Raw genomic sequence first — 12,871 nt, 5'->3', positions numbered from 1 at the left:
ACCTGTAAGGTGCACGGTAGTCTCTTGCGTTATCAGTAAGTCAATGTGCACCTGACAGGTCTTGAAGCAGGTCTGAAAAATAAAAAAGCTCAACGCAAAGTACTTCGCGTTGAGCTTTTTGTTTAGCGGTAACCAGTAACCGGCAACTGGTAACTGGTAACCGGCAACCGGCAACTGGCAACCGGCGACTGGGAACCGGCAACCGGCAACCGGCGACTGGCAACCGGCAACCGGCAACTGGTAACTGGTAACTGGTAACCGGCAACCTTACTTGTTACTTACTAACAAACTATTCAGGTAAAGTTCCAGGTTAGTGTAGCCAGAAGCAGTGATCACATTGCCATCAGCAGCATCTTTAGGATTTAACCTGTTCATGGTCTCCCATTCATCCGGCATACCGTCTTTATCGCTGTCAGCAGGCACAGGTCCGGTTTCGTAAACAGCCCAGCCGCCAACCGCAGATGGACTGTCAATGATCCCTGCTTTGCCATATACGCCTTTTCCGGAAGCGATCTTGTGCTGCACTTCATAAACAATACGGATATCAGTGGAATCTCTTTTAGGTAAAACAGCGCCCGCCCCGGCCAATACCGCATTATAAGCTTCTTTAGCGGTTTGTATACGGCTCAGTTTCATCACAGCGAAAGGGGTGTCCACTCTGGCAAATGGGCGGCTGCTGTCGGGTAAAGCGGAAAGATCAACGCCTTTCCAATTGTCTTTTGTAAGGTCTTTATTGCCCCGCATAGTGTTACCCGCTATATACCATTGTCCAACCCGGTTATCAGGATTTTTTGCGAACAGGGCATGCAGGAATTTTAATTTATCATCCGTAGCAGGCCCGGGCTGATAATAGTTGTTCACTATATTCACGCGGGATACGCCGCCGGGGATCTTCACATCGCCCCCATAACAGGCATTGGCGCTGGCCCAGTTGTAATTAACATTGTTTCGAAAGTCTACGAGCGCCATGGTATCATGGGCGCGGGCGCCATTGAAACGAACAACGCGGTTGTTTAAATGCGCGAACAGGTTATGATGAAAAGAAGCATATTGTCCGCCCCAGACCCCGCCATATGACCGGTGCCCCTTGTGATGACCGGCTTCATACAATCCTTCGCTGATGATGCACCATTGGATCGTAATATTCTTTACATCGTATGCAGCCACACATTCTTCATTCGCCCAGCTGAAAGAGCAATGGTCTACAATGATATCATGACAGTTCTCTATGTCTAAACCATACACGCCTTTATTGTAAGTGCTGCCGGGCCTCGAACGGATATAACGGATAATGATATTTCCATGATTACCGCCCTTGCTGGCGCCATTGATGATAAAAGAGTTTCCTTTCAGACAAATACCATCACCCGGCGCTGTTTGTCCGGCAATGGTCACATTTGATCTTTTCAGGATCAGGGGGCTGCTCAGCTCAATGATGCCCGAAACCTGGAATACGACGGTGAGCGGCTCATTGGGGTAAGCCGCCAGCGCCTGGCGTAAACTGCCGGGACCGTCATTTTGCAGATTGGTAACGATGGCCACTTTGCCTCCGCGGCCACCCGTGGCGTATTTTCCAAACCCGTCTGCACCGGGAAAAGCAATTGTTTGCGCTTTAGTATATTTAAATGCTGATAAATGAACCAATATAATGAGTGGGGCTATCCGGAAAACAGGGGTTCTGCCAAATTTTTTCATGTAGACTTGATTTAACGCAAGTTTAAGAGCGATAAAAATAGTAAAACAGGATATAATTTATAATTAGATTATTATTAGACGGGTTTAAAGCGGCATTGGTTGTATAAATGTATTATGTACGCTTATATCTTTGCAAAAATGGAACTTACATGCCACGTTTTTTGGTCGGCCTCCATCTTGGAAGTGGTTGGTATCAACGATTTACTCCTAAAACAATGATTTTGAAAAAGAGTCTGGTTTTTATACTTCTGCTGGTATGTATTTTGGCAGTCCGGGCGCAGCAAACTGCTGCAACAGTGCCCGATTCGGTCATGCAGTCGATCTATGAACAGGTAAAAACCCCGTATAAATATGGGTTGGTAGTAGTTCCCGTCAATAATGGAAAAAAGCTGGATTGTCCAACCGTTTTCCGCAAAGGCAGCAACTGGTATATGACCTATATCATTTTCGATGGCCGTGGGTATGAAACCTGGCTTGCGCAAAGTAAAGACCTGCTGCACTGGACAACCAAAGGGCGGTTAATGTCGTTTTCTGCAGATACTACCCTCTGGGATGCCCATCAGAAAGCCGGTTATATTGCCTTACAGGATATGCAATGGGGCGGCACTTATGAATGGCAGCCATACAATAAAAAATACTGGATGTCGTATTTCGGCGGCAATGCGCGCGGTTATGAAGCCGGCTTATTGTCGATCGGTATGGCTTATACTACCAAAGATCCCTCCAAACCACACGAATGGCAGCGCCTGCCAAAACCGGTATTGTCTTCCAAAGACGCCGATGTGCGGTGGTGGGAAAATAAAAAGCAATTCAAGAGCTCTGTGATCTGGGATAAGAAAAAAATCACCGGTTATCCCTTTGTCATGTATTACAATGCGAATGGGGATACGGCTATTGATAACAAGAAGACGCGTTGGTTTGAACGCATTGGTATGGCGGTGTCGAACGATATGGTGAAGTGGAAACGTTTTCAGTCCGAACCGGTTGTACATCATCCCGTGGGCATTACCGGCGATGCCATTATTCAGCAGATCGGTGACCTGTATGTAATGTTCTATTTTGGCGCTTTCTGGCAGGATCGTAAAGGCGCCTTCAACCGCTTTGCCTGTTCCTATGATCTGGTGAACTGGACCGACTGGAAAGGCGATAACCTGATCGAGTCATCTGTTCCTTATGATGAACGCTTCGCCCATAAATCATTTGTGGTAAAACATAATGGCGTTGTTTATCATTTTTACTGCGGGGTGAATAATAAAGATCAACGTGGTATTGCTGTTGCTACTTCGAAGGACCTTGGTAAAAGTAAACTTGATTTTGTTAAATAAGTTGACTAGTTAATAAGGGTTGATAGAGTTAATAGGGGTTGATAGAGTTGATCAAGGTTGGTAAGCTATTAGGGTAATGAGCAGGTGGTAAGAAAAAATAGTGAGGTACAAAATTGAGGATCCATTGACCATTCACCATTGACCATTCACCATTGACCATTTACACAAGCACAAAAATGAAAAGACTGATCTATATTTCACTGTTGGCTATATTGAGTGGAAGCACTTTTTCCCAACAAAAAAGCCGTACGATTATCGATTTTAATAAGAACTGGAAATTCTGGTTAGGTGATACGGCTATTGCGAAAGAACCGGCTTATAACGATAAAAACTGGCGAACGCTTGATCTTCCGCATGATTGGAGCATAGAAGGGGAGTTCAGTGAAAAGCATCCGGGTACGCCCAACCAGGCGGCACTGCCTACAGGGATCGCCTGGTATCGCAAGACCTTTACACTGCCTGCCACTGCAAAGGACAAAAATATTTTCATTGAGTTCGACGGGGTATATCGCAACAGCGAGGTGTGGGTGAATGGCCATTATATTGGCAAACGCGCCAATGGGTATATTTCATTTGGTTATGATCTAACTCCTTACATTAAACCAGGCGCAGCTCAACAGGTGATCGCGGTGAAAGTAGATAATTTGGCGCAGCCCAATTCCCGTTGGTATACGGGCTCGGGCATTTACAGGAATGTACGGCTGGTGGCGGCTAATAAAATAGCCATTGATCAATGGGGAACTTTTATCACCACACCAGTGGTCAATGATAAGACCGCTAATATTCAAATACAATCGGTGGTCAATAACAGCACCGGTAAGGCAGGGCAGGGGACCGTTTACACCGACATTTATGATGCAACAGGCAAGCTGGTCGTAAAGGCAAGTCCAGGCGCAGTCAATAGCAACTGGCCGGCCGGTAAGTCAACCCTTACTTATACTGCCCATATCACCAACCCTCAACTATGGTCAGTTGAAAAGCCCTATTTATATAAAGCCATAACCCGGGTTGTGGTAAATGGAAATGCGGTGGATGAATTTGTAACGTCATTTGGGATCCGGTATTTCTCCTTCGATGTGCAGCAAGGGTTCTTTCTGAACGGTAAGCCAACGAAGATCCTGGGGGTATGTATGCACCATGACCTGGGCGCACTGGGCGCCGCCATTAATGTGCGGGCCATGGAGCGTCAGTTGGAGATCTTGAAAGATATGGGCTGTAATGCCATCCGTACGGCGCATAATCCGCCAGCGCCCGAATTTCTTGACCTCTGCGATAAAATGGGTTTCCTGGTGATGGATGAGGCCTTTGATATGTGGCGCAAGAAAAAGAACAAGTTCGATTATAATATTGATTTTGATAAATGGCATAAGCAGGACCTGGAAGACCAGGTGAAAAGAGACCGCAACCATCCTTCGGTGATCATTTGGAGCATTGGCAATGAGATCAGGGAGCAATTCGATAGCACCGGTATTCCCATTACCCGGGAACTGGTGAACACTATTAAACAATTAGACAGCACCAGGCCGGTGACCTCGGCGCTGACCGAGCTGGATACTACCAAAAATTTTATCTACCAGGCAAATGCGCTGGATCTGCTGGGCCTGAACTATAATCAGCAAATATATCCGGAGGTTCCAACCCGCTATCCGGGGAAGAAATTCATTGCTGCGGAAACAATGTCGGCCCTGGCCAGCCGCGGACATTATGATATGCCTTCAGACACTATGCGTTTCTGGCCGTTGAAAGGACAAAAATTCGTGCAGAACGGCAACCCCGATTACACGGTTTCTGCATATGATCATGTCGCCGCTTATTGGGGATCTTCGCATGAAGAAACCTGGCGTATAGTGAAGCAACATCCGTTTATCTCCGGCTTGTTCGTATGGTCGGGCTTCGATTTCCTGGGCGAGCCGGTACCCTATCCATGGCCGGCAAGAAGCTCTTATTATGGAATTATCGACCTGGCTGGTTTTCCCAAGGATGCATATTATATGTATCAAAGCGAATGGACGAATAAAACGGTGCTGCATGTGTTCCCGCATTGGAACTGGGAGCGGGGCAAGGAAGTAGATGTATGGGCTTATTATAATAATGCCGATGAGGTTGAACTGTTCCTCAATGACCGTTCGCTGGGGGTGCGCAAAAAACAACCACTTGATTTTCATGTGCAATGGCGCGTTAAATACGAGCCCGGCACCCTGAAGGCCGTATCACGTAAAAATGGAAAAAATATTGCGTCAAAAATCATAAATACTGCAGGGGCGCCAGCCCGGTTGGAAATTGTGCCAGATAAAAAAATCCTCCATGCCGACGGAAAAGACCTGTCTTTTGTCACCATTCGTGTGGTGGATAAAAACGGTAACCTCGTGCCTCATGCCGATCATAAAATAACTGTACAAATTACAGGTGAAGGCGTTTTGGCAGGCATGGACAATGGGTATCCGGCCAGTTTGGAATCATTTAAAGCTGTATCCCACAAGGCTTACAACGGATTATGCCTTGCCATCATACAATCGAAACCAAAAGCCGGCAATATCCGGGTCGCCATAAAAACGCCCGGCCTGCCAACTGCAAACATTGTTCTGCAAACACGTTAAATGCATTCATTCCAGGAGTACAGGTGACTAAGAAAAAATAGTAAAATATTCCATCAATTTAGTGAAACCTTACATTGTTTACAGATAGGGTCACCTGTACCTTTATTGAGGTAAAATGAATAACAAACAGATAACAATGCGTTTGAAAGTATTGGTTAAGTGGTCCTGAATATCCATTGTGTTCTGAAGGAATTTTTAAACGATTGAGCATATGTAGCGTTTTTGCTTGCCCGGTCTTCTTTATTCGCACTGTATGATATGGCCTTCTTCCGGCAGACATTATCACTAGCGCAATATCCGGACATTCCAAAAACACGCCATGCGCAATCCTCACTAATCAACAAGACAGGCTTAGTACCCACGCTTGAATTACCAGGTGCTTTAACCAATCCATAAGCGTAGCAAACTGTTTACCCATTACCGGATCGTGTATACGCAGCAGTACAGAAACGACTAAATAACCATAGGTAACTAAAACATAAATGACTTTCGGGCATGTACCGTTAGTTCATAACAATCTTGTCATAATGAAACGCACAGGTAATTTATCCATTTTGCTGATGGCAGTAACATTGTTAATGATGCTATTGTCGGTGACCCTCGCAGTTGCGCAAACATCCCCCGCTCAATCGAAAGAAGATTATAAAGAAGTAATCAATAAAAGAGCTGCTAAGATCGTTGCAGCGTTACAAAGTACAGATAGTGTTTTCAACAAGAAGGTAACGGCTATCGTTGCCGATCAGTATCTCTCGTTGGGTACTATACATGATGCCCGCAACGAAAAGATAAAAGCAATAAAAGCAAAAGGTGCAGAACTCACTGAAAAGGATAAAGCAGCTATTGAGAAGCTGCAGGCCCGTTCCGACAAGCAGCTCCACAAATTGCACAAAACCTACCTGAAGAAATTAGCTGCGCATTGCACCCCACAGCAGGTAGAAGAGATCAAGAATGGAATGACTTACAACGTGTTGAACGTTACGTATACTGCTTACCAGGATATGATACCTTCCCTTACTGAAGCACAGAAGGCGCAAATACTTACCTGGTTAACCGAAGCCCGGGAAAAGGCGATGGATGCAGAATCTTCCGACAAAAAACATGCGGTGTTTGGAAAATATAAAGGCCGGATTAATAATTACCTGGCCAAAGCCGGTATAGATATGAAGAAAGAAGAGAAAGCCTGGCAACAGCGATTGAAGGAAAAAAGAGAGGCCGCCAAACAAAGTAAATAGACTTATCAGGCACTAAGTAGTTCCTAATAGGGATTAGTATTAATGTCTGCTTTACACATTACGCGATTTACATTTCATCTATAATTGTATGTTTTACACTGTAGTCTTAAACCCCAGTCAAAAGATTGCGAAAAAGTTTTATCAGTCCTAAAAACTAATGCTGTATGAATCTGCAACAAACGAAAAAATTTTCTTCCTTATTTATCCTGCTGTTGCTGTTGACGGTGGGCGCTTTTGCCCAGACGAGGGATATCACCGGTAAGATCACCGATAAGGAATCTGGTGAGCCTTTACCAGGTGTTTCTATCCGGGTATTGGGTACTGGCCAAAGCACAACAACGGATGTAAAAGGTGCCTTTAAATTAAAGGACGTAGCGAACGATGCTGCGGTTACTGTGAGTTTCGTGGGTTTCGATCCACAAACGCTTAAAGTAGGGGACAAACCAACGTTGGACGTAACATTAAGCAAAGCCAACCTGCAACTCGATGATGTGATTGTAATTGGTTATGGTACACAAAGGCAAAAAAATGTTACCGGATCTGTGGTGAACGTTAATCTGTCAAAGCTGCAAGATCAGCCTGTAGCAACTGTGACCGAAGCCTTGAGAGGCCAGGTGCCAGGCCTTAACGTACAGGGAGGCAGTCAGCGTCCCGGCGTTATGCCCAGCTTAAGCATCCGCCAGCAGTTCAACTGGGGTAAAGATGGCGGTGTTACCAATCCTTTGATCATTATAGATGATGTAATACAGGTGGATCCGCAGACCGGCTTGTCTTCGATGGACCGGTTTAACCTGCTTGATCTTTCAGAAGTGGAAAGCATTACAGTACTGCGTGACGCAAGTGCTGCTATTTATGGTTCCCGCGCTTCCCAGGGAGCGATTGTTGTAAGAACAAAGAGAGGAAAGATAGGTGCGCCCAAGATCAGTTACTCAGGCAAGTTCGAGACTATGGATGCGATCAGCCATGGCAAGGTGATGAATGCCTATGAGTATGGCATCTTTGCCAACCGTTTTGGCCGGGCCCTTGGTTGGACTGACAACAACTTTTACAGTGAAGGCGAACTGGAGCGGATGAAGGGGTTGAACTATGATTGGCTGGCGAACGACTGGAAAGCGTCAAACGCCATGCAGCATTCGCTTAATGTAAGCGGAGGTTCTGAAAGAGCAACTTATTTTATGGGCGGTTCTTATTACACGCAGGGCGCTAATTTAGGATCACAGGATTTCAATAGATATACATTCAGGGCCGGCTCTGAGGTAACCGTAACAAACGGCCTCAAGCTGTCTGCAACCCTTGGTGCAAACAACTCTGATCTGGAGAAATCTTTTACAAAGATCAATGTTAACGATGGCAGTTACGGAGTAGGGGGTGAGCAAATGGATTACAGTACCTTGCTCCATATGCCCAAATACATTCCCTGGATCTATAATGTTGGCGGGGTCGACAGGTATGTGTCTCCGGCCCTGGGTCCTAACAGAACAGGTAATATAAGTGGTAATAACTCTATTTCAAATACGAACTATTACGCCCTGTTGAACAACGGGTCTAAAACAACTACAAATAACTTCGGCTATAATGCTAATTTTTCGCTGCAGTATGAATTGCCTTTTGTTAAAGGCTTGTCTGTGAAAGCGAATTATGCTATACAATCTTATTCTGCCAAGACCGAACAGGCCATGATGCCGGTTACATTGGTACAGAACAGGGGCGCAGCTACGATGGGTAAACACTTATATGATTCAGCAGACTGGTCGGCGCCTACGATCAATAAGTCCAGCGCCCGTGTTTCATATGAAACTACTGTAGGAACCACAGAGCAGATCAACTTCTTTGTGAACTATGACCGCAGCTTTGGTGACCATAATATCGCTGCCGTATTCTCAGGCGAGCGTGCAAAAAATACATGGGAGCAACAACGCTTGCTCTATGATCAGCCTACTGCCGGTGTGTACAACGGTACTTCCGTTACTGCGGGAACAATAAATCCCGATAACTCTATCACCTACCGCCAGGAAAATGGGACCCTTTCCTATTTGGGCCGGGTGAGCTATAACTACAAAAGCAAATACCTGTTCCAGTTTGTCTTCCGCCAGGATGCATCCTCGCGTTTCGCTCCCGAAAATTATTGGGGTTTCTTCCCAACGGTTTCAGCGGGTTGGGTAATATCTGATGAAAACTGGTTCAGAGACAATGTTAACTGGATGAACTTCCTGAAGCTGCGCGCTTCAATCGGTAAAACAGGTAACGATAACGTGAAGCCCTGGAAATGGATGCAGTTGTATAAGATTGAATCCAGCAGGGGATTGGGTTTTGGTGGAACTACCACCGGTGGTTACTTTGCACCGGGCATTACACCGGAAGTGGCGCCTAACCGGGATATCAGATGGGACCGTACCATTCAACGGAACTTCGGTATTGATTTCGCCGTTCTGCAAAATCGCCTGTCAGTTAGTATCGACCAGTACCTGAATTCACATTCCGATGTACTTACTGAAATGACCGGAGCTATCGGCGTACCTTATACAGTGGGCGGTGGATTTGCCGAGCAGAACTATTCAAGTTTAAGATCATGGGGTACCGAAATATCAGCTACCTGGAAAGACAGGATCGCGAATAAAGTTGACTACTCGATCAACATGAACTTTGGCATAGGTAATAATAAAACAACCAAATACTTTGACCTGCCCTTCGCTTATCCAGCCGCGATGGAAACAAGAAAAGCAGTGGGTAATTACGGTTACCCCGGCATTTGGGGCTTTCAAACCTGGAAGTATACTTCTGGCGGTGACGGCATCTTACGTACGGACGAAGATATTGATGCTTACTGGGCATACCTCACTGATAATGCAAACAAATCAGGTGTTCCCGGCGCTGCACCTAAATACGGCGAGATTTCAACCAAGGCTGGTATGAAAAAAGGGATGGTTGCCTATGAGGATGTGCGTGGTGCGCTTAATACAGCTGACGGCACTTATGCCGGGCCAAACGGTGTTATTGGAATGGGTGATGATAAAGAGCAGGACTTTGTCCGGCTGAAAAAGAACAACAGGACTTATGCAGTCAACACAAACCTGAATGTTTCCTATAAAGGGATCAGCTTAATGGCACAGCTCGTTACATCATGGGGTGGCCTGAACAGGATCGACTTCATAAGGAATAATACCAACAGTACAGCTATGCTGTGGGCACAGCCGATCATAATGAATGACATTTATGATCCGATAGACAACCCCAATGGTAAATATCCGAATCTGGCATACTATTCTGATTTTGGCGGCCTGGATTCTGACGCTGATTTCTGGAAAGTGTCTTCTTTCCGTATGTATGTGCGTACGCTGAGCATTGGTTATACAATACCGAAAAATTTGGTGAAAAGAGCCCGCCTCGACAATGCCAGGTTATTTCTATCCGGTAACAATTTGTGGGATTTCTATAATCCTTATCCAAACAAATACCGCAATATGTATGATGCGCCAAATGTGGTGTACCCAACACTTCGCACCTGGGCGCTGGGCGTAAACTTAGGGTTCTAGATCAAACAAATTTGTTAACTGATTATATTGTTAATATGAAAAATAAAGTAGCATATCTCCTGTTCTTCGTCATTGTTGTGGCGACGGCAGGTTGTAATAAAAAGTTCCTGGAGGAAATGAGAAGCTATGACAAGTTCGATGAAAGCATGTTTGGCAGCGAAGTGCTGACTGGCTCTTATATCGACAGGATGTACCATTTTTATTTCTCCGCTTACAGGAATCCTACACAGACCCTGGTAGGAACCTATGAAACAAACCGCACAAACAGTACCGACGAGATGGGGGGAAATGTAACCAATTTAATTCATCCCAACCGGCAATTGCTGCAGGCCTCGCAATCGGATACCTATTTTGGCGATGCGCTTAGGAGTGCTGTTGATAACAAACCTTATACGCGGATCCGGTTTGCCAACTTTTTGATTGAAAAAATTGACGAAGGCGTTGGCCAGTCGCTGTCTGAAGATTTCCGCAATAAAGCAAAAGGGCAAATGTTCTTCTTCCGGGCGCTGCAGTATTTTGATCTTGTGCGCGTGTATGGCGGCGTTCCCATTGTATTAGATGTACAAAATGCCAGTGCAGATGATGAGAGCATTAAAATACCACGCGCTACTACGTCTGAAGTTTTTGACCAGATCATAAAGGATCTTGATTCGGCTGTAGCCTTGTTACCGATGAGATGGCCGAACGAAGGTACAGATTATGGCAGGTTTAACGGCGCCGCTGCTTTGGCAATGAAAAGCCGGGTGCTGCTGACCGCTGCAAGTCCCCTGTTTAATCCTAACTGGGACAATCCGGGTGATCAGCGCTGGCAAAAAGCCCTCGACGCTGGCCTTGCAGCAGAAACTGCACTGACAGCTGCTGGTTATGGGAACGCAATCAACTCTGCAAAAGACTGGGCTGAAGTAACGTTTAAAAATGACAACAGCTTTAATGGTGAGGGGATCTTTGTGATCCTTAACTCCAACACGGTGACATCATCTACCGGACTGAGCAGCGGCTGGGAAAATACCATCAGGCCAAAAGATCATAACGGTTCAGGCGGTATATCCGCCCCCAAAGCGATGCTCGATCTGTTTCCGCTGGCGAGTGGCGTACGTCCTACTGCAGCCAACGGTTATAACGATACTTTCTTCTTTGAGAACAGGGATCCGCGCTTTTATCGCACCTTTGCATTTTCAGGCGCTAAATGGGGCGTAAAAGGCAATGCCAATAAAACCACCTGGCTGTACAGATGGAGAGAAAGCGCCACGAAGGCTGCTTCTTACTTCGGAAATAACAATACAAACAGTCCGGCCGTGGTTCGTAAAATGTCGAACCCCACTGCTGACAGTACCAACTTTCCATTTTCTGGCACAGATATCTTCGATTACCGCTATGGCGAATTATTGTTGAATATTGCCGAGTGTTACGCTGCTAAAGGCGAGATCGCAAATTGTATTACGTATCTCAGCAAGATCCGTAAGCGTGTAGGTATCCCTGCTGCCAACAACTATGGCATCGGAACGCCTGCAGACCGGTATGCTGCGCTGGAAGCGTGCCTGTATGAACGCCGGGTTGAGCTCGCTTATGAAGGAAAACGCTTTTGGGATCTGCAGCGCTGGATGTTGTACGGCGACGGGGAAGGAGATAATACCAATGCGAAACTGGGAATACCCGTGCTCAACGGTACTAACCGTACAGGCTATTACTGGCAGGTTAAGACCTTTAGCAAAAATGATCCATTGACCCCCGCAGACAGGGCCATTTCAATTGACCCGGATGCTGGAACATTTACCGCTGAAATAGAAAAGCTGAGAAAGTTATATGAAGCCAAATTTGTAATGACCCCGCTTGACCAGGCCTGGGACAGGGATGGTTCAACGCCTGTGAACATCCTGTTCAGACCAAACTATTACATTTATGGATTACATTCTTCGCTTTTATCCAATAACCCATGGTTAGAACAAACAATCGGTTGGCAGGACTATAACGGAGCAATGGGAACTTTTGACTATAAGAAATAAGTTTAGCAGCGTAATAACATATCATCAGAGGGCATTTTTAAATGCCCTCTGATCTTAAGATCCGGTTTTTTGAATTTGTAAACAGATCATTATCGAAACAAATATTACACGTATCAGTAACTCTCAGCTCTTTAACATACTTGTTCAACACGGTTAATTAATTGCATAAAATGTCCCTTGCTCCTTACCTTATTCTGGTAATGATAATTTTTGAACCATCCAGATAAATTATAACAATATTTGTAATACGGTTCTTGAACAGTAATTGGGTATATGATGAAGCATTGCTTTAACCAATTCAGGAGTGGTTAAAAACAGGTGGAGCATATGCCGCCGTTATGCAACAGGAAGCGTAAATACAAAATGATAAATTATGAATTTCCTGAATAAAGAGGGAGAAGAAGGGTAAAAAAGACAATTATTCTTAATGTGGTGCAACCCGGGAAGAATATCCAATCGTCTATCGATTACATCTTTCCGGCAAAA

The 12,871-nt window shown here is 45.4% G+C and carries 6 protein-coding genes; 5 read left to right on the top strand and 1 reads right to left on the bottom strand.

Features of this window, described 5'->3' with window-relative positions; translation table 11 throughout:
• Positions 1–267: 267 nt before the first annotated feature.
• A complete protein-coding gene (locus JT717_RS10105) occupies positions 268–1,695 on the bottom strand; it encodes a pectate lyase family protein (RefSeq protein WP_205510086.1) in 1,428 nt (475 codons plus the stop codon).
• A 221-nt stretch (positions 1,696–1,916) separates the two neighbouring features.
• Here JT717_RS10105 and JT717_RS10100 point away from each other — a divergent pair, with 221 nt between their 5' ends.
• The 5 genes from JT717_RS10100 to JT717_RS10080 all read left to right on the top strand — a co-directional run bounded on the left by JT717_RS10100 (position 1,917) and on the right by JT717_RS10080 (position 12,385).
• On the top strand, positions 1,917–3,020 hold the full coding sequence (locus JT717_RS10100; protein WP_205510085.1) for a glycoside hydrolase family protein: 1,104 nt from the start codon (positions 1,917–1,919) through the stop codon (positions 3,018–3,020).
• A 176-nt stretch (positions 3,021–3,196) separates the two neighbouring features.
• Positions 3,197–5,617 (top strand): beta-galactosidase GalB, encoded by a 2,421-nt coding sequence (galB, locus tag JT717_RS10095; protein ID WP_205510084.1) that lies wholly within the window; start codon positions 3,197–3,199, stop codon positions 5,615–5,617.
• Between the two features lie 527 nt (positions 5,618–6,144).
• Positions 6,145–6,849 (top strand): DUF3826 domain-containing protein, encoded by a 705-nt coding sequence (locus JT717_RS10090; RefSeq protein ID WP_205510083.1) that lies wholly within the window; start codon positions 6,145–6,147, stop codon positions 6,847–6,849.
• A 164-nt stretch (positions 6,850–7,013) separates the two neighbouring features.
• Complete coding sequence (locus JT717_RS10085; RefSeq protein ID WP_205510082.1) at positions 7,014–10,382, top strand: SusC/RagA family TonB-linked outer membrane protein; 3,369 nt, start codon at positions 7,014–7,016, stop codon at positions 10,380–10,382.
• Between the two features lie 35 nt (positions 10,383–10,417).
• Complete coding sequence (locus tag JT717_RS10080; protein WP_205510081.1) at positions 10,418–12,385, top strand: RagB/SusD family nutrient uptake outer membrane protein; 1,968 nt, start codon at positions 10,418–10,420, stop codon at positions 12,383–12,385.
• Positions 12,386–12,871 lie beyond the last annotated feature (486 nt).

Source organism: Longitalea arenae (genome assembly GCF_016924755.1).
GTDB lineage: Bacteria > Bacteroidota > Bacteroidia > Chitinophagales > Chitinophagaceae > Niastella > Niastella arenae.
Note: the sequence above shows the minus strand (reverse complement) of the source record. Positions and strands in the feature narration are given on the sequence as shown.